Consider the following 24,937-nt stretch of genomic DNA (forward strand, 5'->3'; position numbering starts at 1 on the left):
TAGATTTTTCGAAATACCGAACCATCTAAAAATCGAATAATCTATTAATGTTCACTTATCACTTCCAGCTCTGTTCTAAAAGCCAGCATTTTGTCACCAAACAATTTCACGCCCTCTTCTCTTAATCTAGGAGCATCTTCTTGGTAATATTTTTCTAATGTTTCCTTACTGTCTGTAGTATATTGAACCGAATAAGTAACTCCACCCATTTCTTCTTCAATCAAAACCCGCACTAATCGAGCCGAAGTAAATTTTCCGCAAGCTAACATTTCTGGAATGTGTTTGTGTTGCATCCAAATCATCCACTGGTCATGAACACTTTCATGTATGTTTATGGTAACGTTGTATATAATCATTTTTTTTAGATTGTTAGACTTTTAGATTATCTGGATTGCTAGACTTTATTGAAAAATCCAACAATCTAAATAATCCAGTAATCTGTTTTATAAATTAGTATCTCCTCGCAATTCCCTGAACTTTCTCCTCGCATCTACAAAATAGATACTATCCTGATGGCTGAAAATGATTTTCTCATACAATGCCTTGGCTTTATCAGGCTGTTGTAATTGCTTGTTGTAGATGTCTGCCGAAAAATACAAGGCTTCATCTATGTAAATTCCATCACTATGATTAGCAATTATTTCTTGATATTGGCTTAAAGCCAAAGTATAATCGCCTATTTTCTCATACACTCTCCCCAAACGCAACAAGGTTACTGCTTCGATTTCCTGCCCTTTGAAGCTTTTCAGTATAGATTGAAATTGGGCTATCGCCTCCTGATTTCTATTTTGATACAAAAGATAATCTCCCTTAGCAAATTCCTTTAAAGCTGTTTGAGTCGAATCAGCAACAGTATTGTCATTGATTAACAAAAAATACTCTAAAGCATCATTAGCAATTAACTGCGTACTGGCAGATTTAAGCTCTTTGAACTGTTTTAAAGCCCATACAAAATCAGTTTTAAAATAACTTGTTTTTGCTGATTTCAAACTTGCTTCGTGTGCAATAACATCATTACTTAAGTTTTCCTGTATTTGTGAATAATACAATAAAGCTTGATTGAATTTTTCTTCCGAAAGCAAAATATCTGCCAATTCCATTTTACATTTCGCCTGATCGTATACATTTAATTGCAACTCCAAAGCCCGCTTTACTATCGCTTTTCCCTCAACAGAATTTTTCATTTTAAAACTCACAAAGTCTGCCTGCATCAACTGCAAAGATAGTGTAATTGGAGTTATACCATATTGTTTTAACAAAACATCAAACTGCGTGTTGATGGCTACAAAATCTTTTTCTGGCGCCTTCTCTATTTTCATTTTCATCAAATAGGTATTTGCCTGTATAATAAGCTGAGTATCCGTAGTATTCTCTAATACAAAATCAAGAATTGCTTTGGCTTCTTCATAATCATCTTCTTCAATAGCCATTTGTCCTAAGTTGATAATGTTTGAGAGAGATTCCGGATTTCTTTTATAAATGGCTTTTTCTTGAATAAATGCTTTTCCAAACTCTTTTTGCTGTAAATAAAACCAACTCAAAAAGTGATTCCAAAAAATGTCCTGGCTTTTTTGAACTCGAAGAATCAGTTCTTTTCGCAAACTATCATTGAATTTTGAATCTCCATCATTCGACATATACCGACCCAATTGACTTTGAATCAACATTGCGTTTTGAGGATTTGCCATAGCTTCATCCAGAAAAGTCACAACCATCTTATCAGTATTACCCAATTGTCCATAGAGCAATGCCATTTGATAATTAAAAGTAGGCACCAAGGCTCCGGCGACCTGATAGGATTTTAAAGCATATTCAAGCAATACTTTCTTCTCAAAAGAATTGGCTACTCCATAAACCTCGTTTGGATTTTTTTTGATTTTCTCAATTGCCTCATCATAATATTTCTTGGCTTTGGTATCATTTTTCTGTAACTGAAAATTATACCCTAAATCAACCAAAAGCGTGGCTTGTTTGTATTTATCCAATCGTTCCTGAATGGCTTTTTCAGCAGGTTCAAACTGTTGCAATTGTTGGAGGCAATCTATTTTTCGCTGAAAATAAAAAGGATTTGAAGGCAATCCGTCTAATAACTCTTGATAACTGACTAATGCTTTATCAAAATCGCCTTTATCATAATAATACTGAGCCAACTGATCGTTTTGGGCGAACATTGATGTCGAAAAAAGCAAGATTATATACAGAAGTTGTTTTTTCATGATGGTACATTTATAAGCCGATCCTTTTTTTACCTAAAGATTACCAGTAGATTTAAGTCATCAACCCAGCTTTACTTTTTTCTTTACTCTTTACAAAAATACTTCATTTGAGGTTTGAAAACCAATTTTTTTCAAAGGTCTTAATTTTGTTGTTCCCACAAGTATAAAATTAATTACATTGCGCCCTTTTTAAATTTAATAAAAACCTATGCGCACAACCAATCCCATTATTCGTAAGACCATTTCATTGATGACAATCGGCAGCATATTGTTTCTTTCCAGCTGTTCGAAAGACACCGAAGATGAACAAGAACCTATTGAAACACCACCTACTAGTAATTTGGTTATTGAAAACACAAACACTTTTGCTTCTATAAAAGTATCAGCAACTGATTTTGATTATTGGAATTCTCACGGCGTCAATACCGCCGAAACTACCGAAAAAATAAAAACTCTCTGTAAAACAGAATTATATACTGTTTTGAAAGATGATTTTGATTTTGTCATATTCGTTATGAATAATGCCAACTATCCTGCCAATATGCCTACAGGCGAATATGTTCATGTAAAGAATGATACAAAAGGTATTGGTCTTAAACTCTTTGACAATACTGCTAGTTATGGTTCAGCAGGAAAGTTGCAGGGTGTTTATTTTTTATATAAAAACAACATTGACCAAGGACCAATTATTCACGAAATGACACACCGATGGGCCAATTGGGTTGTCCCACAAACTTATTCCGGACATTGGGATAACGTAAATGGTATCTTGAAAAGTGTTAGCAATAATCTTGCTGATATTGAACTTTATCTAATGGGACTTATTCCCGCTTCTCAAATTAAGGATCCTGAAAGTCTTGCCATTTACAATGACAGCCGTTATGTTGATAAAATAAGAATCCCTAGTGGTTTAGATGCTCAAAAATCATTCAACTCTCTTGTGGTTGTACTTACACCAACTGAATTATCTGAAACTGAAATCAACAATTACAAAACCAAAATTGATCATATAACGCGTACTGGTGCTACTCCTATTGGGTATCAAAATCTTTGGGAGAAAACCAACGGTAAGGCTGTTCTTAACATTGGTAACCTGAACACACATAAGAAATAGATTTTACATCTTCTAACATCAAAAAAAGGTATCCAAATGGATACCTTTTTTTGATATTGCTCATAAATTAGTCTATGATATCAAACCCACAATAAGGGCGTAAAACCTCTGGAATTACGATTCCTTCCGGAGTCTGGTAGTTTTCTAAAATTCCAGCAAGAACTCTTGGCAAGGCTAATGAACTTCCGTTAAGAGTATGTGCCAATTGGTTTTTCCCTTCTTTGTCTTTGAAACGCAATTTCAAACGATTGGCTTGAAAAGTCTCAAAATTAGACACTGATGAAATTTCCAACCAACGCTCTTGAGCTGTTGAATACACTTCAAAATCATATGTTAAAGCCGAAGCAAAACCCATATCTCCTCCACAAAGACGTAAAACTCTATACGGTAATTTCAATTCTTGAAGAATACTTTTTACATGTTCAACCATTCCGTCTAGTGCTTGATACGAATTATCAGGATGCTCTACACGAACGATTTCTACTTTATCAAATTGATGCAAACGATTTAAACCACGTACATGCGCTCCATAAGAACCTGCTTCACGACGGAAACAAGGTGTGTAACCTGTACACAAAACAGGCAATTCGTTTTCAGATAAAATAACATCTCTAAAAATGTTAGTTACTGGAACCTCAGCCGTTGGAATCAAATACAAATTATCTGTTGCGTCATGGTACATTTGTCCTTCTTTATCTGGCAATTGTCCAGTTCCGTATGCTGATGCTTCGTTTACCAAATGAGGCACTTGGTATTCTTTGTACCCCGCATCGGTATTTTTATCTAAAAAATAAGAAATTAACGCTCTTTGTAATTTAGCTCCTTTCCCTTTATAAACAGGAAATCCTGCACCTGTTATTTTATTTCCTAATTCGAAATCAATAATATCGTACTTTTTTACCAATTCCCAGTGTGGTTGTGCTCCTTCGTGCAATACAGGAATATCTCCTTCCTGAAAAACGTTTAGATTTTCCTCAGGCGTTTTTCCAACAGGAACAATATCTGCAGGAAGATTAGGCAACATGTATAGTTTTTCTGTTAATTCATTGGCCAAAACAACTGCATTTTCGGCAAGAACTTTACTTTTTTCTTTTAACAGAACTGTTTTTTCTTTTAGAATTGTAGCTTTTGATTTTTCGCCAGCTTTCATCAAATCACCAATATCTTTGGATAATTTATTAGATTCGGATAAAACAGTATCTAACTCTACTTGTGTAGCACGACGTTTTTCGTCTAATTGTACCACTTCTTCAACAATAGATTTGGCATCCATATTTTTTTTTGCCAAAGCATTGATTACTTTCTCCTGATTCTCTCTAATAAATGCGATTTGTAACATAGTTTGATTTTTATAACTAAATAATGGAAGCAAATTTAAGGAAATGTTTGATAACAACTAGACAAAGTTTGTTTTGTATACTTTTTTTTGATTTTGTAGTATATATATCACTAATTCTAAAACCCCAAAATTATTTTCAAAAAGCAAAGAAATGATATTCATGCAATTAAAAACTTTTAAAACTTAACAAACAATTATTTAAAAAAACGTACGTTTGTATAGTAATATAAATAAAAAAGAAATGAAAAAACTTATTTTACTAGTCGCTTTAGGCTTTATATCGACTGGTGTATTTGCTCAAAGTCCGCTTGAAAAAGGTGGAGTACAATTAAACGCAGGTGTAGGAGTTACAGACTGGGGTATTGTTCCTGTCTATTTTGGTCTTGATTACGGAATCGCTAAAGATGTTACACTTGGAGGTCAAATCGCTCTTCTAACAAATGATGATCCGTACTATTATAACAACTCTAATTACAATAATAACACTGCGATAGGAATTGGTATTAATGGAAATTATCATTTCAATAGGATAATGCACATTCCAAGTAAATTTGACTTCTATGCAGGTTCCAATCTTACAGCTTATATTTGGAATTATGACAACCATGACTATCACCCAGACTACGATACTGTAGGTTTTGGACTTCAGGTAGGTGGTCGCTATTTCTTTACCAATAAATTTGGTATTAACCTAGAGTTAGGCGCAGGTACAGCAACAAATGGTGCAAAATTTGGAGTTACCTTCAAACTTTAGCATTATTAAATATAAATTTCAAAAGCCATCTGAAAAATCAGGTGGCTTTTTTTTATTCAATACCATTGTAAATTTCATTAAGTTCTCTCTTTCTTTCAAATAGTTAAAATATTATTTCACTCTTTTAAAAGAGACTGTATAAGATATATTGGTTAAAGCATCAAAGTATACTCCTAAAAGTAAATCTTTCTCTGCTATATAATTTAAAGAAAAACTAGAGCCTGGATAATTATCTTCTCTTAAAAGAATATAGATTCTTAATACATCCGAAGAATTAGTCCAAACTGCTTTTTCAATATTGATCGATTTAGGATTACAAAATGTAGCTTTTAATAATCCGTTATCTCTAACTTCTGAAATATTTATTTCGCCTACTCCTTCCGTTCTGCCCCAAAGACCTTTAATTAGATTTTTGTCCGCTTTTCTCGATTGTTTTATAAGAATCGAGTGCTCAGAAACATCTTTAGTTATAGCGATTCTGTTTTTTGCATTAAGCTGATAAGACTGAATAGAAAATCCTAAAAACAAGACTACAAACAACCTTGACAACCTTAATAGAAGAGTATTTTTTTTCATATGGATATACTATTTTTTATTTTAATATCGTATCGCAATTTTTCGATCATATCAGTGTTTATACAATCATAGCGATTTAGTGACTGCTAGTTTTACTGTATCATCTTTTATAAAGACAACCAACTCCGAAGTAAACCGAACTTCTTAGCCTTTGAAATGAGAAAAATTCCCATAAAAACCTTTATTAACTTGTATATAAAGATATTTATTTTTTTGTCCAAATTAGCCCAAAACAAAGTTAATATATTGATTCACAATAAAATACAAATGAATAAAAATCAAACATAACCAATAAACTAAACTTTAGGGAATCTAATAATCTTGGAACCGCATCAATTTTATTAAAAACATTCAAATTCACAGTTATTCAACGATTTATGAAAAATCATTCCTTATATTTGATATGATATCTTAAAAATATACAATGAAAAAAACACATCTGCTTGTATTTTTATTTTTGACGATTGCTGGTTATGCTCAAAATAGCAATTTACAATTGCACAATATTGCTGCCTCCGAGATGAAAATTGCAGCCAAAAAAAAGAATTTGGTTACTAATCCAAATACCCAGAACTATGATATCACTTATCATAAACTGCAGTTTACGGTAAATCCAGCAAATTATTTTATTTCTGGAATTGTGACCACCACTTTTACAGCATTATCTAATCTTTCTACTGTCACTTTTGATTTAACCAATCAATTAACCGTGAATTATGTCACTCAAAATGGATTGGCATTGCCATTTACACAAAACGCCAATAACGAATTGGTCATTACGTTACCAACCGTTCTGAATTCCGGAGCATCTACAACCGTTGTAATCTCTTATTCTGGTCCTCCCGCAAATGGAGATGATGCTTTTACCACATCTATACATGACGGTTCACCCATTTTATACACCTTGTCTGAACCTTATGGAGCAAAGGATTGGTGGCCTTGCAAACAAGATTTGAATGACAAAGTAGACGCCATTGATATTTATATTACAGCTCCAGCCCAATATGTAAGTGTCGCAAATGGTATTGAACCCGCAGCACCTGTCATTAATGGAGCCAGTAAAACTACCCATTTTCATCATGGCTATCCCATTCCCGCCTATTTGATTGCCATAGCGGTAACCAATTATAGTGTGTACAACCAAACCGGAGGTACTGCTCCTAACCAATACCCAATTATCAATTACATTTATCCAGAAACTTTAGCATCTGTACAAACTCAACTGGATCAAACACCACTGATTCTAAATTTATATGAAAGCCTTTTTGAAATTTATCCTTTTCATACCGAAAAGTATGGTCATGCCCAATTTGGCTGGAGTGGTGGCATGGAACACACGACTGTATCTTTCATGAATAATTTTGATCGAGGTCTAATTGCTCACGAAATGGCGCACCAATGGTTTGGCGACAAAATTACTTGTGGCAGCTGGAAAGACATTTGGCTTAACGAAGGTTTTGCTACTTATGTTTCCGCTTTGGTAATAGAGAATTTTAATGGTCAAAATGCTTTTGTAAACGAAAAAACAAGAATGATCAATAACATCACCTCTCAACCTAATGGAGCAATATATCTGACTGATGCTGAACTGGCCGATATAAACAGAATTTTTGACGCTCGACTAACCTATCATAAAGGCGCCATGGTCTTGAATATGCTCCGTTTCAAAATGGGAGATGCTTTATTTTTTCAGGGTGTCAAAAATTATTTAAAAGATGCTAACCTAGCCTATAAATATGCCAAAACTCCCGACTTACAAGCGCATTTGGAGGCCGTTTATGGCAGTAGTCTAACTGAGTTTTTTAATGATTGGGTGTACAACCAAGGCTACCCTACTTATACCATTTCGGCTCAGAACATAGAAGGTGGGAAAGTTAAATTTATTATCAATCAAACGCAATCAGATCCGTCGGTTTCCTTTTTTGAGATGCCGGTACCGATCCGCGTTTTTGGTGCAGGCGGACAACAATTGGATTTGGTTTTAAACAATACGGTTAATGGAGAAAATTTTACCGAAAATGTTCCTTTTACCATTACAAATCTGGCTTTCGATCCTAATAAAAATATTATTTCGAAAAATAGCACAGTTGCTTTGGGACAAAAAAGCTTTGATTTGAATGCGATCCGATTATCTCAAGATTCTGTAACCAATACACTTTCCCTTGAAATACCAAACGGAATCGTAATCCAAAAAGCAGTATTTCACAATATGGCTGGTCAGAAAATAAAAGAAACGAGTTCTGTATCTACTTGGGATATCACCTCTTTGCCAGCTGGAGTTTACTTTATTAATATTGTCACCAATTCTGGCAAGAAAAAATTTAAGTTTGTTAAGAACTAACTAATTTCACGAAGAGACAAAAAAGACACAGAGATTCACAAAAATTTTATGCTTTGCCTCTTCGGGAAATAACCTTAATTATTCTCTTTTAATCTCGTGACCCACAAATTCTTCTAAAGTAGTAAACATATCGTCTACAGAAAGTACTTCGAAGTCAGGATGTGATTTCAGAAAATTAGCGTTTAAAGTAATTAGGTTTTCTTCGATTTCAAAGAAAGTGTCATTATTCAGCAAATCTCTTATGGGATTTACACCTTCTAACTTCCCTTTCAAGAATTTATTGAGCTTTACACTGCTCATTAATTTTACTTTTTTGCTTTGTTGTTGAAATAATTCCAAATGTTTTTCGGCACCAATTAATGCCAAACCTTCTTCTATCAATTCATTCAACTCTTTATCCCAACCGGATTGATGTACAAATTGCGCAAAATTTCCAGTAACATATTGAGAGTAATAATAATCTAAGTAATAACTCATCAAGGCATCTTCATGAATCAAATCGTCGTTCACACCTTCCTCACGCATTAAATTGATTACCGAAATATTAGAATGAATCACATCTTGAAGATTCTCACTATTCATTGCCGTTTCTGAAACTATTATTCTACCGAATTCCATAAGTTTTATATTTAAATTCTTTGATGCAAATTTCAACTAAATTAAAGCACAAAAGAAACACAAAAGTGATTTATCTGACATCAAATCCGTCATTATTCTTTTTCTCGTTCATTTTTGCAACTAAAGCTTTCAAACGCAATGCTTGTGCTTTTTTCTCTTCTTGAAGTTTAGCTTTTTTTCGATTTAGCAATTTGGTATGTAAAGCCTTATTTTTAGTGTTTTTTTCAGGTCCTTTTGCCATAATTTATACTCTTCTTTTATTGCGCTGCAAATATAAAAAATAGCAAGAATAGATTATTGGCACTTTTAGAATTAGAACCAATTTCTACCGAATTCCATAAGTTTTATATTTAAATTGAATCCCAAAAGGATAAAAGCAATAAATTTTAAGAGTTGAACAAAAACAAATACTGTAAGAAAATAATATTTACATTATGTACCTTTGGTCCACTTACAAGTACTAACTTTATTCTGCTCAACAAATCATTAAAAAATACGCTAAATGGAAAAAAGAATAACATTAGAATATTACGTTTTAGATGTATTCTCGAATACAAGCTACAAAGGAAACCCATTATCAGTCGTTTTTACAAATGGTATTTTAGGGTTAGATGAATATCAAAATATTGCAAAAGAATTTGGCTATTCTGAGACTTCTTTTGTTTATTACTCCAAAGCCCAAAAAACATTAATGGTACGTTCATTTACACCAACTGGTATTGAAATAGAGGGTGCGGGACATAATTTGTTAGGAGCAGTTTGTGGAGCTTTATTAAAAAAAATGCCAATATTTGATGAACAAGATGAGAACAATCGTTTTGTGATAATGAAACATTCTCCCATAAAATTAACGGTAAGCTTTGACCCTGCCACTCAATATCCTATAGTTCAGATGCATCAAAAAGCAGCTTCCATAGGAGTAGAAATACCAACTTATAAAATTGCAGTAGCACTTGGTTTAAAAATTGAGGATTTAGACAGTAATGATTTTGTCCCTACGATTGTAAAAACAGAAGTTGCTCACACTATGGTTCCCATTAAAAACAGCCAAATACTTAATGATTGTGTTCCTGACAACAAACTTTTGATTGAAATTTCAAAAGAATATCAATTTGAAGGATTTTATTGTTTTACTATTTCCAACCAAAATGAAGGAAATATAGCCGAAGCACGATTTTTCAACCCAATAATTGGTATAAATGAAGACCCCGCTACAGGAACGGCTGCAGGACCTTTAATTGGTTTCTTGACGAAAAAGAAATATACACAACCAAATAAGGAATATAAAATTCTACAAGGTGTAAAATTAAACCAGCCTTCGCTGATTGAAGTTATGAATAGAGAAAATGACATCTTGGTTGGCGGCTCATCTATTATTACAATGCGTGGCGAACTTTATCTTTAAAACAAATTTAATAACATAAATATGAAGCCATTATAGAAATGACATAATGGAATGAATATTCAAGCCCATATAAAAAACAGAAAACTTTTTGTGCCAGTCTTTCGTACAAAAGATTACTTCATCTGGTTTTAATTGACAACGGAGTTCCATGAATATATTTGTAACAAATAGCGAGATTAGCTCCTAATAAAACTACAAAACTCTCAATTCTATTGCTTATTTTTGCACTCAATAAAGTTGAATTATAAAATAAGCCTAACGAAAATTTGGTTGTCAAATCCAGTTTTATTAGGCGAATTATATATAATCAATAAAAAAATTAATATCTACATATGATACAGAATCCAAAAAGATATACCATTACAGCGGCATTGCCATATACGAATGGACCTATACATATTGGGCATTTGGCGGGGGTTTACGTGCCTTCAGACATTTATTCTCGTTATTTGCGTTTGCAGGGAAAAGACGTTTTATTTGTTTGCGGAAGCGATGAACATGGCGTTGCAATTTCGATGAAAGCCAAAAAAGAAGGCATTACGCCACAAGAAGTAATTGACAAATATGATGGAATCATCAGTAAATCATTCTCTGATTTTGGTATTTCATTTGACAATTACTCAAGAACTTCGGCAAAAATTCATCATGACACCGCTTCGGAATTTTTTAGAAAACTGTACGACAAAGGTGATTTTATTGAAGAAATAACAGAGCAATTATATGATGCCAAAGCCAATCAATTTTTGGCAGACCGTTTTGTAATCGGAACTTGTCCAAAATGTGGTAATGAAGAAGCTTATGGAGACCAATGCGAAAAATGTGGTTCTACGCTAAATGCAACCGATTTAATTAACCCAAAATCGACCATTACGGGAGAAACTCCTGTTCTGAAATCAACTAAACACTGGTTTTTACCTTTGGATCGTTATTCGGAATTCCTGAATGAATGGATTCTTGTTGGTCACAAAAACGACTGGAAACCGAATGTTTACGGACAAGTAAAATCTTGGATCGATGGCGGACTAGAGCCACGTGCAGTAACCCGTGATCTTGATTGGGGAATTGATGTTCCGGTAGAAGGAGCCGAAGGAAAAAAATTATATGTGTGGTTTGATGCACCAATTGGTTACATCTCGTCTACCAAAGAGTGGGCACAACGCGAAGGAAAAGAGTGGGAACCATACTGGAAAGATCAAGATACAAAGTTGGTACACTTCATTGGGAAAGACAATATCGTTTTTCACTGTGTGATTTTCCCAGCTATGCTAAAAGCCGAAGGAAGTTACATTTTACCAGATAATGTTCCTGCAAATGAGTTCTTGAATTTAGAAGGAAACAAATTATCTACTTCTAAAAACTGGGCGGTTTGGTTGCACGAATACTTGGAAGAATTCCCGAACCAACAAGATGTTTTACGTTATGCCTTAACATCAAACGCACCCGAAACCAAAGACAATGATTTTACCTGGAAAGATTTTCAGGCAAGAAACAACAATGAATTGGTTGCGATTTATGGAAACTTCATTAATCGTGTAGTGGTGTTGACCAATAAATACTACAATGGAATTGTACCTCAACCAAATGAATTATCTGAAGTTGATGAACAAACCTTGACAGAATTAAAAGCGTATCCAGCCGTAATCTCTAGTTCATTAGAAAGATACCGATTCAGAGAAGCTTTGGGCGAGATGATGAATGTAGCCAGACTTGGAAACAAATATTTGGCAGACGAAGAGCCTTGGAAAATGGTTAAAACTGATCCAGACCGTGTACAAACTCAAATGTATGTTGCCTTGCAAATTGCTGCTGCTTTAAGTTCGCTTTGTGAGCCTTTCTTACCATTTACAGCTGCAAAATTATCTCGAATCTTAAAGATAGAAACACCAATTAATTGGAAAACTATAACCGATAATTCTGATTTGCTTCCTGCTGGTCACCAAATCGGAGAAGCAGAATTACTTTTCGCTAAAATTGAAGACGAGGAAATTCAAAAACAAATAGACAAGCTAGAAGCTACTAAATCTGCCAACAAAGCCGAAAATAAAGTAGCTGAACCGCAGAAAGACTTAATCCAGTTTGAAGATTTTGCTAAAATGGATATCCGTGTAGGAACTATTCTGGAAGCCGAAAAAATGCCAAAAGCCAACAAACTTTTGATTTTGAAAGTAGATACCGGAATTGATGTTCGTACCATAGTTTCCGGAATTGCTGAGAGTTTTAAACCCGAAGACATTATTGGAAAACGAGTAACAGTTCTTATAAATCTAGCGCCAAGAAGCCTTCGTGGTGTAGAAAGTCAAGGAATGATCTTGATGACTACCAATGCCGAAGGAAAATTGGTTTTCGTAAATCCTGATGCAGATGGCGTTGGGAATGGAGAAACAATAAATTAATTTAAATTGGGATAAAAATGTTTAAGAAATTATCTATAATAACATTTTTATCCTGGTTTTTTGCTTTAGCAATCTGGCAAACAATTTTCAATTCGCACCCTGTATTGTCTGAGATCTTATGGGAGATTCATACCATTTTTTCAAGTGTAATCTTGTTTTTCATTTTATTGAATCTATTTGGAAATGAACATATATTAGACTTAATAAAATTTACTTTTAGAATTGTTTTTAAAGTCTGGATTATAATATTCATAGCATTCTCAATGCACAAATCCTTCGATCAAAAAGCTTTTATATTAACCGCTACATTTGTTTTCGGATATTTAGAAGGGCTAATTGATATTAATTCCTGGCTAAAAAACACTTCATTAAAGATCCCATTATTAAACAACACAAAATACAATAAAATGATGGTCAGCATTATTTTTATTTCAATGATTCATATATTTTGTGCTTTTATTGCCTTAGTTTTTTTTAATATTGAATAAAGAATACCCTATGAATCTAAAAGTAATTGCCTTCGATGCTGATGATACCTTATGGATCAACGAAACCTATTTTGATGAAACCGAAAAAAAATTCTGTGGTTTGATGGAAGATTATCTTTCCCATCAAGGAATTTCACAAGAGCTTTTCAAAGTAGAAATAGACAATCTCAAATTGTATGGTTATGGTATCAAGGGCTATATCCTTTCAATGATAGAAGCGGCGATGACAATCTCAAACAATACGATTCCTGTTGAAATTATTGAGAAAATCATTCAATACGGGAAAGAATTACTCGAAAAACCAATCGTATTATTAGATGGAGTCGAAGAAACATTGGAATCATTATATGGAAAATATAAATTGGTGGTTGCCACCAAAGGAGATTTACTGGACCAACGCAGAAAATTACACAATTCAGGTTTAGGGCACTATTTTCACCATATCGAAGTAATGTCAGACAAACAAGAAGTTGATTATTCAGATTTGATCAAACGTTTAGAGATACAACCTGAGGAGTTTTTTATGATTGGCAATTCCTTAAAATCGGATGTACTACCCGTTTTGGCCATTGGCGGACATGCCGTTCACATCCCTTTTCACACCACATGGGCACATGAAAAGATAGACCATAAAGTTGAGCACAAAAATTTCAGGGCATTTGAAAAAATAACTGAAATTTTAACGCTATTGTAACTATAAAAACCCATTTTAAAAACAAACTGACCTAGCTAAAATGCTTTTTATTTAGTATTTTAGCTAGGTTTTTATTCTTAGCGCTCTTCACCAAAAAAGTTTCCGTTACAGTAGCATTTTGACGACAAAAAATACTAATACTATGAAAAAGCTTTTAGACTTAGACAATTGGAATCGAAAAGAACATTTCCTTTTCTTCAAACAAATGCAAGAACCTTTCTTTGGAGTAACAGTTAATATCGATTGCACCAAAGCGTATGAAACTTCCAAAACTCTTGGCACTACTTTTTTCATTTATTATTTTCACAAAACTCTGGTAGCGGTCAATGCTATTACAAATTTCAAATACCGCATAGAGAATACCCATATTTACATATACGACCAGATTGACGGATCTGCAACGATAAGCCGTTCCGATGGTACTTTTGGATTTTCATTAATAGAATACCATCCCGATTATACTGTTTTTGAACACAACGCAATAGTCGAAATCGAGCGCATTCAAAACACAACGGGTTTATTTACCAGAGAATTTAAAGACGATAACCTCATTCATTTTTCGGCAATTCCCTGGCTAAATTTCACCTCGCTCTCACACGCTCGTAATATGACCTTTCCTGATAGTTGTCCTAAAATTTCTTTTGGTAAGATGATGGTTTCCGAAGATGGCAAAAGAACCATGCCAATGTCAATTCATGTACATCACGGATTGATGGATGCCATGCATGTAGGACAAATGGTAGATTATTTTCAGGAAATAATGAATCAATAAACACAATTGATATAAAATGGAAATCGTATTTTTGGGTTCATTATAACCCAATTTACTTAGTCCATAAGCATAAAATCATGAGAAAATTAATCACTTTTTTGATTCTAATCCATAGTTCCCTACTCTTAAGCCAAACGCTATTGACTAGTTATCCTTTAGAACTAAAAAAATCAAAAGAATACAGACAAATTGTAAATGCCGAAAATACCATTACCCATGATGTATTTGTATTTGCTACAGACAAAGAAAATCTCACGATTCTAAAATACAATAGTGCCTTATTCCTATCCGCACAACATACACAAGTACGACCTGATTTAACATACAAGCTGTTGGTAGGATATAGTTTTAATGACGATGGAAACCCAACCCTTTATTGGTCTTCCGAAGATTTAAAAAAAATTATAGCCGTTCAATATGATTTAAACACAAAAATTTCTACAACTCTTAATTACGATTTACCATTATCAAATGAGTCAATTGTAACCACATTTCAAGAGAGCAATAATTTTTATATACTAACAAGAAAAGATGAAGAACAAAAACTGGTTCTTTATATTTTCAAAAACGGCAAAAAAGAAGAAAAAACATTGGATTTCTCTTCTTTTAAATTCCAAAACAGAAATGCTAAACCATTAACTCTAACTCAAATTCTTGAAGTTTGTCCTGTCGAAAAAATAGAGCCTAATCAGTTCAATCCGTTATTCAAAGGCACACAAAAAACAAAAATGTATGTCTTGAGAAATCGCATATTACTCACTCTAGATCATAATTTTAATGAAACTCAGGCATTCGATATTGACTTAAACACCTTTGAAATCCAAGAAAAAAAATTTACACAACCCACACCAAAAAGAGCAGTAGGATTGGCTAATTCTTTTTACCATGAAAATAAAATATACCAATTCAACACTAATGAGGATGAGTTATTATTTGAAATAAAAGACTATAAATCGAATGAAATAATCAAAACCATTCAGGTTCCAAAAACAGATACTATTTCCTTCAAGAGTTCTCCTTTATTAATTCAAATTGATGGTCAAAGATCAAAAGAAATAAAAAATACCGCTAAGTTTCTGCAACGTTTATTGTTTCTGAATACAGGATTAACAGTTTATAAGACGCCTAAAAGCATTTTGATTACATTAGGAGGCACAAGTGACCCCCAAACCAATTATGTTGACCTTTCCACAAGAATAAGTGCTGCAGTCGAAGCGAATTTTACTGACATTGCCTATGATTTGCTAAACAATGTAGGTCCAACAACTGTTTATTTTGAAAGTGTATTTGATAAAAAACTACAACAAACCAAAAAAGAGCAAGAACCACTTGCTATAGATTTTATTTCTCGTTTTAAAAACGAGCATTCCGAGATAAATTTAGAAAGTACCATCCGATTCAAAAACTACTATATTTTTGGGTATTATGATGTTTATGCCAAACAATATATTATGCGCAAATTTACTGACGGATTTGATCTTCCTTTTTAACACAAAATCAGCTTTATGACTCCAAATGTCTCATAAAGTAGTATAATTTCAGAATAGCTTTTATCCTAAAAAAAGATTTTCGTGAGTAATTTTTTTTTAACTTTACTGAAAACTAAAGATTATGCTATCAAAAAACATTGAAACTGCGTTAAACAAACAAATCCGTATAGAAGCTGAATCCTCTCAAACCTATTTATCGATGGCTTGTTGGGCTGAAGTGAACGGATTAGAGGGAATCGCTCAATTTATGTACGCTCAATCAGATGAGGAGCGTTTGCACATGCTCAAATTAATCAAATATGTAAACGAACGTGGTGGTCATTCTCAAGTTACCGACTTGAAAGCTCCAAAAACAACATACGAAACTTTCAAAGGAATGTTTGAAGAATTATACAAACACGAAGTTTTTGTTTCGCAATCGATTAATGAATTAGTACATATTACGTTTGAAGAAAAAGATTATGCCACTCATAATTTCTTGCAATGGTATGTAGCTGAACAAATTGAAGAAGAAGCTACTGCCAAATCAATTTTAGACAAAATCAACTTGATTGGTGATGACAAAGGCGGATTGTATCTTTTTGATCGAGACATTCAGCAAATCGCACCTAACAATACTGCTACTACAGCCAAATAATTAAGACACTTCTTATAAATAAATCCTCAAATTGTTTTAGTCACAATTTGAGGATTTTTTTTGCTTCAAAAAACGTTAAATTTTATTTAGAATAGATAAAAATAACATACATTTGCCCTAGTATTTAACACTTTACACATTGAGCAAGAAAGAAAAAGAGAAAAAGAAGAAAAAGGATAAAAAAAAAGAAATCCTTAAAAAGATAAAAGTGGCGGAAAACTGCAAATCTAGTTGTTGTGAAAAATACAAAAAAGGTGAAAAAAAGCGTTGCAGTCGTTGTCCAATGTTTGATTTACTAAGAAAACATTAGTATTGTAAGCAGTTAGAATTGCTTATATTAATATTTTTAATTCCCTGTTGGTTTGTAATGAACCATTCGTAATAGTTAATTTATATTATTGAAAAAGAGTTCCGTAATCACGGAACTCTTTTTTTATGGCTTAATTATTTTGATTCTCCAGATTGGGTTTCTTTCAAATTTAAAAAAGATACAATCAGCTGCTTACTTCCCAAACAACGTAATTTCGTTTGCTAGCACTTCGGTTATATAACGTTTATACCCGTTCTTATCTTCATAGCTTCTGTGAGTCAGTTTACCATCTATCCCAATTTGTTTCCCTTTAGTAACAAACTTCTCTATGATTTCTGCGGTTTTTCCCCAAGCCACAACGGTGTGCCATTCAGTTTGGTCTATTCGCTCACCTTTGTCGTTTTTGTAGCTGTCGTTGGTGGCAATAGCTAAATTAGCTACCTTTCTTCCTCCGTCCAAAGTTTTAACTATTGGATCATTTCCTGCGTTTCCGATTAATTGTACTCTGTTTTTCATGGCGTGTAAAATTTAAATGTTAGTGTGTATATGTTATTGTTGAAATCAAAATTACATTGTTTCATTTCGACTTGGCAAAGATGCGACAGCTTGCAAAACTTATTCGGTTACTAACTGTTTACTTTCGGTTGTAATTGTTTGTAAACGTTTGTAACCGGAATTTTCTGAGCATATATAAGACTTTAGCCTATACATCATTCAAAATATAAAAATAAATTTCAAGAAAATACTATATTGTATTGCATAGTAATATTAATAAGATATATCTTTGTAATAAAAGCTATACGATTATGAAAAAATTATTCTTTTTATTCATTGTTTTCTTTACAACTAATCTTTCATTTTCACAAAATATAGAAAGTAAGGTCGATAGTATAATTTTAAAAGAATTTAAGGATACAAATGGCCCTGGTGGAGTATTCTTAATTTCAAAAAAAGGCAAGCCTGTCTACAAAAAAGCTTTTGGTCTTGCTAATTTGGAATTAGATGTAAAGTTATTTCCAAAAGATGTTTTCCAAATTGGTTCAATGACGAAACAGTTTACGGCAATTGCAATTCTAATTTTAGAAGAACAGGGAAAACTAAGCGTAAATGATCCTATTTCTAAATTTATTCCAGACTATCCTAAAGGCAATTCGATCAAGATTCATCATTTATTAACCCATACATCTGGTATTAAAGATTTTACAAAAATGAAAACAATTTCTGAAATTGCCCAAAAAGAAATTGCTCCGAAAGAAATGGTAGATTTTTTCAAAAATGAACCTGTTGATTTTGCTCCCGGTGAAAAGTTTGAATATAATAATTCAGGATACGTTGCACTTGGCTATATCATAGAATTAGCATCTAAAGAGAAATACGAAGACTTTATCAAGAAAAACATTTTTGATAAAATAGGAATGAACGACTCTTACTATGCGAGCGACAGAAAAATAATAGCAAATAGAGCCTATGGTTATCATAAAAAAAGCAATGGATATGTTAACAAAACAGTCATAAATTTTAGTGTTCCATTTTCCTCTGGTTCTTTAATGTCCACTTTGGATGATATGTTAAAATGGCAAAATGCTCTTAATCAAAATTTATTGTTACAACCAGCAAATCTTGAAAAGGCATTTACGAAATACAGCCTCAATAATGGCGAAAAAATTGAATATGGATACGGATGGCATTTAAAAAACATCAATGGTGTACCTACTCGAGAACATGGCGGAAGTATTTTTGGTTTTAAATCTATGGCCGTTTACATTCCAGATGAAGATACTTATGTTTTAGGATTTAGCAATTGCGATTGTAATTCACCAACCCAAGTAACAAGAGATATAGCAAAATTGGTTATTGAAAACAAAAATCAAAAATAGAATATCAAATAAAAACAATTTAATGGAACACTTTTTTAGGCTAAATTTAAACTCAAAATTGTCTATTTAACTTCTGCCCTAAAGAAAAGTATACAGGTAAAATTTTCCGACTACATGAAGCTCGGAAACCACACACAATTACTCATAACTACATCTATAACAAAACTTTATATCCTTACCCAAGGCAATTCAGAGATTAATTCATTAACTTAGTTAGAAATCTATTCAATTAAAACTAAAGTTATGGAAACTAAAATGATATGGGCAAACTTAGCTTCAACTGATTTACTAAAGACAGCTCAATTTTATACTGATTTAGGTTTTAAACAAAATTGTCAAATGACTGACGAATTGGTAAGTGTCATTTTTGCAGACAATAATTTTGTGATTAACTTTTTTTCAACCAAAAGGTTTGAAACTGCTTTGAAGGGTAAATCCATTAACACTAAAATCGAAAATGAAATTATCTTTTCTTTATCTGCTGACAGCAAAGAAGATGTAGATCTTTGGTTTGAAAAAGTTAAAAAAGCAGGTGGCAAAATTTTTTCAAATCCTGAAAAATTTGAGCAGGGCTATACTTTTGGTTTTGCGGATCCAGATGGTCATAAATTCAATTTTCTATATTGGCCAGGAATGTAATCTTCGTTTACCTCTATAAGAGTGGTAAATGTTGTACAACAGTATTTATAAACTTATTTTTTAAAAGTCGAACCAATTTTTACCTCTTTTATAACGATATAAAGCTGATCTTTTTTGTTTATCCTTCTAATTTTTTTCGATAAAAAAGATTTTAAATTGTAAGAAAACAATTCCAGAACTAATTAGATTTGTTGCATTGTTTCAAACTTTATACTTATGAAAAAAAATCTATTAAATCATTCATCGGCTAATTACATAATTGCAAGAATTGATAGGCTTGAAAATGAAAGTAAAGCACTTTGGGGAGAAATGAATCCAACTGAAATGTTAGCTCACTGTAATTCTTGTAACAAGCAAATCTTTGAAGAAAGCAGATCACAAAGTAGTACAAATATCAAACAATATTTTTTAAGAATATTAGCATTGTATTTAGCTCCAAATTTTAGTAAAAGGAGAATAAGTGAGGAAAGACATGATACAAAAGGTAAAATTGACCCATTAGAATTTGAAACTCAAAAAGAACTTTTTAAAGTACTCATCAATAAATTCCCTCAGAACAAAGAAACATTAACAGTAACACACCCTGCTTTTGGAAATATCTCAACAAACGAATGGGGAATTGCTGCATATAAACACATGGATCATCACTTAAGGCAATTTGGTGTATAACAAAATCTTCTGGATAACAGCTAAGACTTTGTTACATATAGCACAAACAATGAAATGACGTTGCTTTAAACTAATTATTCACATAAAATTCTCTTATTATTATGCAAGCCAAAATAAAGAAAGTAGAATTACGAAATTTAGCTTTTGAGGATTACAGACAACTCAAAAACTCTATGGTAGAATCGTATCCAGAAATGGCCGATTCCTATTGGCGTCCCAGTCATATCCAGAGATTATTGGATGTTTTTCCAGAAGGGCAGTTAGTGGTTTTGGCCGATGGAAAAGTGGTGGGCTCTGCCCTATCTCTGATCGTTGATGAAAGTCTGGTGGATAAAAAACATAATTATTTACAAATTGTTGGCGATTATTCTTTTTCGACACACAATCCTCAAGGTGAAATTTTGTACGGAATAGATGTTTTTATTCATCCCAATTATAGAGGACTGCGCTTAGGAAGGCGTTTATATGATGCCCGAAAAGAATTATGTGAAAAACTGAATCTAAAAGCAATTGTTTTTGCAGGAAGAATTCCTAATTACGCACAGTACTCAGATAAAATGCCCCCTAAAAAATACATCGAAAAAGTAAAAGACAAAGAACTGCACGATCCTGTACTTTCATTTCAGTTGAGCAATGATTTTCATGTTCTTCGGATCATGAAAAATTATTTAGCCGGCGATGAAAGCTCAAAAGAATTTGCAGTACTATTAGAATGGAATAATGTTTATTATGAGGATAGTCCAAAATTAATTAGCAAGGAAAAAAACATCATTCGGTTAGGGTTAATTCAGTGGCAAATGCGTTCTCTGACTAACCTTCAAGCATTATTTGATCAATCAGAATTTTTTATAGATGCCGTTTCGGGTTATGGAAGTGATTTTGCATTATTTCCAGAATTATTCCCTGCACCACTTATGGCCGATTACAATCATTTGACAATGGCCGAAGCCATTCGTGAATTGGCAAAATATTCCGAGTCCATTCGTAAGCGCTTTCAAGAATTTGCCATTTCATATAACATAAATATCATTACGGGAAGTATGCCGTATCTGGAAAATGGTGATTTATATAATATTGGTTTTCTTTGTAAAAGAGACGGAACTTCTGAAATGTATACCAAAATTCACGTCACCCCAAACGAGGTGCAACATTGGGGAATGAAAGGAGGTTCAGAAATTAAAACTTTCGACACTGATTGTGGTAAAATAGGCATTATGATTTGTTACGATGTCGAGTTCCCGGAACTCTCCAGAATAATGTCTGATGAAGGAATGAATATTTTATTTGTACCCTTCTTGACCGATACACAAAATGCATACATTCGAGTTAAACACTGTGCTCAGGCTAGAGCTATAGAAAATGAATGTTATGTTGCCATTGCTGGCTGTGTCGGAAACTTACCAAAGGTGAATAACATGGATATACAATATGCGCAAGCAGCTGTTTTTACACCTGCTGATTTTGCATTTCCTAGTAATGGCGTCAAAGCCGAAGCCACACCAAATACAGAAATGACATTGATTGTAGATATCGATTTGAGATTGCTAAAAGATTTGCATGAACACGGAAGCGTAAGAATCTTAAAAGACAGACGAGACGATTTGTATCAGATAAAAAAGATTGAAAATTAACGGGTGTGCTCACAAACTAAACGCTTTTTCATAGATAAAACTTTGAATTCTACTTATGCATTTTTGATACGTTTAATTTTTTTTAATAAAAATTAACATTAATACGTTTAATCTGCGTTATCTATAGGTATTTTTACACTTAGATCGATTAAAAAAATAGCCATAAAAAGTAAAATATATGAAAATTTGCCTCGAATGTGGTGATCCCATTGTAGGTCGTGAAGACAAGAAATTCTGTAGTGATGGTTGTCGCAATGCCTATAACAATAAAATAAATAAGGATAGTACCAATTATATGCGTAATATCAATAACAAATTGCGTAAAAATTACCGAATTTTGTCAGAACTGAATATAGATGGAAAATCGAAAACAACTCGTGCCAAGCTGATGAGCAAGGGATTTGATTTTGAATTTTTCACGAATATTTTAAATACCAAATCGGGAAATACATACTATTTCCTGTACGACCAAGGTTATATGGTTCTGGATAATGATTTTTATGTGCTTGTTAAAAAAGATATTTAATACCCCTAAATAATGAAAAAAAATTTCTCGTCTATTATAATTGCTGTTTCTATCTTCTTGGTTTTAGGATTTCTATTTGTAACAATGATGCCTTCATGGTCTGCAGATGAAAACAAAAAAATTACTGAGTTCTCAACCTCAAGGGCTCTGGATCATATAAAAGCGATTGCCAAACAACCGCATTATGTAGGTACCAAAAACCACGAAGTTGTGGCCAATTATATCCTTAAAGAACTTCAAAAACTGGGGCTTCAAACTGCTACTCAAGAAGGTTTTACATTGAGCGATTGGGGAAATCTTGTAAAGTCAAAAAACATAATGTGCCGTATAAAAGGTACAGAAGATGGTAAAGCATTGCTCCTACTCTCCCATTATGACAGTGCACCGCACTCCTTTTCGCACGGAGCCAGTGATGATGCCTCAGGTGTGGCTACAATACTGGAAGGTGTTCGTGCTTTCTTGAATGCCAAAACCAAACATAAAAACGACATCATTATTCTGTTTACCGATGCTGAAGAATTAGGCTTAAATGGTGCTGCTCTTTTTGTTACCCAACACCAATGGGCAAAAGAAGTGGGGCTTGTTCTAAACTTTGAAGCCCGTGGCTCATCAGGTCCAAGTTATATGTTAATGGAAACCAACAAAGGTAATGCTGGTATGGTTCAAGAATTTGCCAAAGCGGGCGCTACATATCCAGTTTCGAATTCCTTGATGTATAGTATTTACAAAATGTTACCAAATGACACTGATTTAACGGTTTTTAGAGAACAAGGCGATATTCAAGGATTTAATTTTGCTTTTATCGACAGCCATTTTAATTACCATACTGCTCAGGATGATGTGGCGCATTTAGACAGAAGTACGCTGAAACATCAGGGTTCATACTTGATGCCTTTACTGAATTATTTTTCGAATGCTGATTTGAATGCTACGGCTTCAACAACAGATGATGTTTACTTCACAATTCCGTTTACGTTTATCAGCTATCCTTTTGCCTGGGTAATGCCAATGACATTGATAGCTGCAGGTTTGCTTATCATTTTGGTGTTTTTGGGTAAAGCCAAACGTATGTTGAAAGCTAAAGATATCATAAAAGGCTTTTTTCCTTTTTTGGGCGCTTTAATAGTTACCGGATTGATTACCTATTATGGCTGGAAAGGATTGCTTTTATTGAATCCTCAATACAATGATTTACTCAACGGTTTTACATACAACGGACACGATTATATTACAGCTTTTGTATTACTCAGTCTTTCGATATCCTTTTTCTTTTATCACGTTGCCTCAAAGTCAAAAGTGACTATGAATCATTATGTGGTTCCGCTATTGTTTTGGATTGTATTGAATGGATTTCTTGCCAACAGTTTACAAGGTGCAGGATTCTTGATTATTCCTGTTTATTTTGGATTATTGGCTTTTGCCGTATTTATCTTTAGCCAAAGATCTAATTGGATTTTAAATCTAATTTGTGGTATTCCCGCTTTATTGATTATTGGTCCGTTTATCGAAATGTTTCCGGTAGGTTTAGGTTTGAAAGTATTGTTTGGTAGCGCTATTTTGACCGTTTTGACATTTACCCTACTGTTGCCAGTTTTTGGGGATTTCTCCAAAAAAGGAGGCTGGTCTTTATTGCTATTATTAATGACTGTAGTCTTTTTGGCAAAAGCCCAGTACAATTCGGGTTATGAATTGGGCAAAGCCAAATCAAACAGTTTAGTGTATCTCTATAATGCAGACACAAACAAAGCCAATTGGGTCACTTATGACACCAATCTTGATTCATGGACAAAAAGCTATTTGGGTGAAAACCCAAAACATGCAAAAATATGGAATGATCTAAAATTATTTAGCAAATACAATTCGGAGTTTACATATGCCTCCGAAGCACCAAATAAAGGAATTGCCAAGCCAACTATTACGTTTTTACAAGATAGTATTGTGGGTTTCAGAAGATTTTTAAAGATTCAAATTACCCCAAACCGAAAGGTTAATCGCTATGATATTTTTGCCAATGAAAACATGACGTTTTTTAATTTCAAGGCAAATGGTGTTTCTACTTTAGGCCAAAAAGGAACTGAATTAGAAAGAAATGGCAGCAAACTATTGAGCTATTATGTAGTCAACAACGAACCACTGGTATTGCAATTCACCATAAACAAAAATACAGTTTTTGATATGAATGTCATGGAAAGTTCTTTTGATTTAATGACCAATCCATTATTCGCCATGAACCAAAGAGAAGGTTGGATGATGCCTACACCTTTTGTCTTGAATGATGCAGTAGTAATTAGACAAAAAATAAAACCTACTCCAAAAGCAGTTGTACCTATTGCTACTCCAGAATTGTTACAACCTGCACCTACTGATAGTTTAAAGGTGGTTAAGGATAGTTTACGGGTAAAATAAAAAAATGTTACCCGCAAATTGTGACTTGATAAAGATTTTCCT

The 24,937-nt window shown here is 33.3% G+C and carries 23 protein-coding genes; 16 read left to right on the forward strand and 7 right to left on the reverse strand.

The window, feature by feature from the left end:
- Window positions 1–44: 44 nt before the first annotated feature.
- Window positions 45–356 (reverse strand): DUF4286 family protein, encoded by a 312-nt coding sequence (locus tag OZP08_RS02790; RefSeq protein ID WP_268848240.1) that lies wholly within the window; start codon window positions 354–356, stop codon window positions 45–47.
- Window positions 357–443: 87 nt separating this feature from the next.
- Entirely contained in the window at window positions 444–2,216 is a 1,773-nt protein-coding gene (locus tag OZP08_RS02795; protein WP_281322929.1) for a tetratricopeptide repeat protein, read from the reverse strand.
- 208 nt (window positions 2,217–2,424) lie between these two features.
- Here OZP08_RS02795 and OZP08_RS02800 point away from each other — a divergent pair, with 208 nt between their 5' ends.
- Entirely contained in the window at window positions 2,425–3,330 is a 906-nt protein-coding gene (locus tag OZP08_RS02800; protein WP_268848243.1) for a hypothetical protein, read from the forward strand.
- Window positions 3,331–3,397: 67 nt separating this feature from the next.
- Here OZP08_RS02800 and serS read toward each other — a convergent pair whose 3' ends face one another.
- On the reverse strand, window positions 3,398–4,669 hold the full coding sequence (gene serS, locus OZP08_RS02805) for a serine--tRNA ligase (protein ID WP_281322930.1): 1,272 nt from the start codon (window positions 4,667–4,669) through the stop codon (window positions 3,398–3,400).
- Window positions 4,670–4,910: 241 nt separating this feature from the next.
- Between serS and OZP08_RS02810 the strand changes: the two genes are divergently transcribed.
- On the forward strand, window positions 4,911–5,423 hold the full coding sequence (locus OZP08_RS02810; RefSeq protein ID WP_268848244.1) for a hypothetical protein: 513 nt from the start codon (window positions 4,911–4,913) through the stop codon (window positions 5,421–5,423).
- Window positions 5,424–5,534: 111 nt separating this feature from the next.
- On the opposite strand, the gene OZP08_RS02815 is transcribed toward OZP08_RS02810, so the two are convergent.
- A complete protein-coding gene (locus OZP08_RS02815) occupies window positions 5,535–5,999 on the reverse strand; it encodes a hypothetical protein (protein WP_281322931.1) in 465 nt (154 codons plus the stop codon).
- 424 nt (window positions 6,000–6,423) lie between these two features.
- Between OZP08_RS02815 and OZP08_RS02820 the strand changes: the two genes are divergently transcribed.
- The gene (locus tag OZP08_RS02820; RefSeq protein WP_281322932.1) at window positions 6,424–8,340 is read left to right on the forward strand and encodes a M1 family metallopeptidase; all 1,917 of its coding nucleotides are present in this window, start codon (window positions 6,424–6,426) and stop codon (window positions 8,338–8,340) included.
- A gap of 78 nt (window positions 8,341–8,418) precedes the next feature.
- On the opposite strand, the gene OZP08_RS02825 is transcribed toward OZP08_RS02820, so the two are convergent.
- Together OZP08_RS02825 and OZP08_RS02830 are read right to left on the reverse strand one after the other, a co-directional pair.
- Window positions 8,419–8,958 (reverse strand): DMP19 family protein, encoded by a 540-nt coding sequence (locus tag OZP08_RS02825; RefSeq protein WP_268848247.1) that lies wholly within the window; start codon window positions 8,956–8,958, stop codon window positions 8,419–8,421.
- A 70-nt stretch (window positions 8,959–9,028) separates the two neighbouring features.
- Complete coding sequence (locus tag OZP08_RS02830; RefSeq protein WP_268848248.1) at window positions 9,029–9,199, reverse strand: hypothetical protein; 171 nt, start codon at window positions 9,197–9,199, stop codon at window positions 9,029–9,031.
- 261 nt (window positions 9,200–9,460) lie between these two features.
- Here OZP08_RS02830 and OZP08_RS02835 point away from each other — a divergent pair, with 261 nt between their 5' ends.
- The 7 genes from OZP08_RS02835 to OZP08_RS02865 all read left to right on the forward strand — a co-directional run bounded on the left by OZP08_RS02835 (window position 9,461) and on the right by OZP08_RS02865 (window position 17,147).
- Window positions 9,461–10,363: a PhzF family phenazine biosynthesis protein gene (locus tag OZP08_RS02835; protein WP_268848249.1), complete on the forward strand. Its 903-nt coding sequence runs from the start codon at window positions 9,461–9,463 to the stop codon at window positions 10,361–10,363.
- A 332-nt stretch (window positions 10,364–10,695) separates the two neighbouring features.
- The gene (gene metG, locus OZP08_RS02840) at window positions 10,696–12,756 is read left to right on the forward strand and encodes a methionine--tRNA ligase (protein WP_281322933.1); all 2,061 of its coding nucleotides are present in this window, start codon (window positions 10,696–10,698) and stop codon (window positions 12,754–12,756) included.
- Between the two features lie 498 nt (window positions 12,757–13,254).
- Window positions 13,255–13,938: an HAD family hydrolase gene (locus OZP08_RS02845; RefSeq protein WP_281322934.1), complete on the forward strand. Its 684-nt coding sequence runs from the start codon at window positions 13,255–13,257 to the stop codon at window positions 13,936–13,938.
- Window positions 13,939–14,080: 142 nt separating this feature from the next.
- On the forward strand, window positions 14,081–14,710 hold the full coding sequence (locus OZP08_RS02850) for a chloramphenicol acetyltransferase (protein ID WP_268848250.1): 630 nt from the start codon (window positions 14,081–14,083) through the stop codon (window positions 14,708–14,710).
- Window positions 14,711–14,787: 77 nt separating this feature from the next.
- Window positions 14,788–16,200, forward strand: a complete 1,413-nt coding sequence (locus OZP08_RS02855) for a hypothetical protein (protein ID WP_281322935.1) — start codon at window positions 14,788–14,790, stop codon at window positions 16,198–16,200.
- Window positions 16,201–16,321: 121 nt separating this feature from the next.
- Window positions 16,322–16,837, forward strand: coding sequence for a ferritin (locus OZP08_RS02860; protein WP_268848252.1), 516 nt, complete (start codon window positions 16,322–16,324; stop codon window positions 16,835–16,837).
- Window positions 16,838–16,976: 139 nt separating this feature from the next.
- Window positions 16,977–17,147 (forward strand): hypothetical protein, encoded by a 171-nt coding sequence (locus OZP08_RS02865; RefSeq protein WP_281322936.1) that lies wholly within the window; start codon window positions 16,977–16,979, stop codon window positions 17,145–17,147.
- A 192-nt stretch (window positions 17,148–17,339) separates the two neighbouring features.
- Here OZP08_RS02865 and OZP08_RS02870 read toward each other — a convergent pair whose 3' ends face one another.
- A complete protein-coding gene (locus OZP08_RS02870) occupies window positions 17,340–17,663 on the reverse strand; it encodes a single-stranded DNA-binding protein (protein WP_268848253.1) in 324 nt (107 codons plus the stop codon).
- A gap of 290 nt (window positions 17,664–17,953) precedes the next feature.
- On the opposite strand from OZP08_RS02870, the gene OZP08_RS02875 reads away from it, so the two are divergent.
- The 6 genes from OZP08_RS02875 (at window position 17,954) to OZP08_RS02900 (ending at window position 24,895) form a co-directional block, all read left to right on the forward strand.
- A complete protein-coding gene (locus tag OZP08_RS02875) occupies window positions 17,954–19,024 on the forward strand; it encodes a serine hydrolase domain-containing protein (RefSeq protein ID WP_281322937.1) in 1,071 nt (356 codons plus the stop codon).
- Between the two features lie 243 nt (window positions 19,025–19,267).
- Entirely contained in the window at window positions 19,268–19,663 is a 396-nt protein-coding gene (locus tag OZP08_RS02880) for a VOC family protein (protein WP_281322938.1), read from the forward strand.
- A gap of 216 nt (window positions 19,664–19,879) precedes the next feature.
- A complete protein-coding gene (locus tag OZP08_RS02885) occupies window positions 19,880–20,332 on the forward strand; it encodes a DUF1569 domain-containing protein (RefSeq protein ID WP_281322939.1) in 453 nt (150 codons plus the stop codon).
- Between the two features lie 101 nt (window positions 20,333–20,433).
- Window positions 20,434–21,963 (forward strand): carbon-nitrogen hydrolase family protein, encoded by a 1,530-nt coding sequence (locus OZP08_RS02890; protein ID WP_281322940.1) that lies wholly within the window; start codon window positions 20,434–20,436, stop codon window positions 21,961–21,963.
- Window positions 21,964–22,141: 178 nt separating this feature from the next.
- A complete protein-coding gene (locus tag OZP08_RS02895) occupies window positions 22,142–22,489 on the forward strand; it encodes a hypothetical protein (RefSeq protein ID WP_268848259.1) in 348 nt (115 codons plus the stop codon).
- A gap of 12 nt (window positions 22,490–22,501) precedes the next feature.
- On the forward strand, window positions 22,502–24,895 hold the full coding sequence (locus OZP08_RS02900; RefSeq protein ID WP_281322941.1) for a M20/M25/M40 family metallo-hydrolase: 2,394 nt from the start codon (window positions 22,502–22,504) through the stop codon (window positions 24,893–24,895).
- Window positions 24,896–24,937 lie beyond the last annotated feature (42 nt).

This window comes from Flavobacterium aestivum, assembly GCF_026870175.2.
Taxonomy (GTDB): Bacteria; Bacteroidota; Bacteroidia; order Flavobacteriales; family Flavobacteriaceae; genus Flavobacterium; species Flavobacterium aestivum.

Coding starts and splice junctions, on each gene's coding strand:
- OZP08_RS02825 (WP_268848247.1), bottom strand. CDS start 8,958: ATGGAATTCGGTAGAATAATAGTTTCAGAAACGGCAATGAATAGTGAG.
- OZP08_RS02900 (WP_281322941.1), top strand. CDS start 22,502: ATGAAAAAAAATTTCTCGTCTATTATAATTGCTGTTTCTATCTTCTTG.
- OZP08_RS02815 (WP_281322931.1), bottom strand. CDS start 5,999: ATGAAAAAAAATACTCTTCTATTAAGGTTGTCAAGGTTGTTTGTAGTC.
- OZP08_RS02860 (WP_268848252.1), top strand. CDS start 16,322: ATGCTATCAAAAAACATTGAAACTGCGTTAAACAAACAAATCCGTATA.
- OZP08_RS02790 (WP_268848240.1), bottom strand. CDS start 356: ATGATTATATACAACGTTACCATAAACATACATGAAAGTGTTCATGAC.
- OZP08_RS02845 (WP_281322934.1), top strand. CDS start 13,255: ATGAATCTAAAAGTAATTGCCTTCGATGCTGATGATACCTTATGGATC.
- OZP08_RS02835 (WP_268848249.1), top strand. CDS start 9,461: ATGGAAAAAAGAATAACATTAGAATATTACGTTTTAGATGTATTCTCG.
- OZP08_RS02830 (WP_268848248.1), bottom strand. CDS start 9,199: ATGGCAAAAGGACCTGAAAAAAACACTAAAAATAAGGCTTTACATACC.
- metG (WP_281322933.1), top strand. CDS start 10,696: ATGATACAGAATCCAAAAAGATATACCATTACAGCGGCATTGCCATAT.
- OZP08_RS02895 (WP_268848259.1), top strand. CDS start 22,142: ATGAAAATTTGCCTCGAATGTGGTGATCCCATTGTAGGTCGTGAAGAC.
- OZP08_RS02820 (WP_281322932.1), top strand. CDS start 6,424: ATGAAAAAAACACATCTGCTTGTATTTTTATTTTTGACGATTGCTGGT.
- serS (WP_281322930.1), bottom strand. CDS start 4,669: ATGTTACAAATCGCATTTATTAGAGAGAATCAGGAGAAAGTAATCAAT.
- OZP08_RS02855 (WP_281322935.1), top strand. CDS start 14,788: ATGAGAAAATTAATCACTTTTTTGATTCTAATCCATAGTTCCCTACTC.
- OZP08_RS02890 (WP_281322940.1), top strand. CDS start 20,434: ATGCAAGCCAAAATAAAGAAAGTAGAATTACGAAATTTAGCTTTTGAG.
- OZP08_RS02850 (WP_268848250.1), top strand. CDS start 14,081: ATGAAAAAGCTTTTAGACTTAGACAATTGGAATCGAAAAGAACATTTC.
- OZP08_RS02885 (WP_281322939.1), top strand. CDS start 19,880: ATGAAAAAAAATCTATTAAATCATTCATCGGCTAATTACATAATTGCA.
- OZP08_RS02800 (WP_268848243.1), top strand. CDS start 2,425: ATGCGCACAACCAATCCCATTATTCGTAAGACCATTTCATTGATGACA.
- OZP08_RS02810 (WP_268848244.1), top strand. CDS start 4,911: ATGAAAAAACTTATTTTACTAGTCGCTTTAGGCTTTATATCGACTGGT.
- OZP08_RS02875 (WP_281322937.1), top strand. CDS start 17,954: ATGAAAAAATTATTCTTTTTATTCATTGTTTTCTTTACAACTAATCTT.
- OZP08_RS02880 (WP_281322938.1), top strand. CDS start 19,268: ATGGAAACTAAAATGATATGGGCAAACTTAGCTTCAACTGATTTACTA.
- OZP08_RS02795 (WP_281322929.1), bottom strand. CDS start 2,216: ATGAAAAAACAACTTCTGTATATAATCTTGCTTTTTTCGACATCAATG.
- OZP08_RS02870 (WP_268848253.1), bottom strand. CDS start 17,663: ATGAAAAACAGAGTACAATTAATCGGAAACGCAGGAAATGATCCAATA.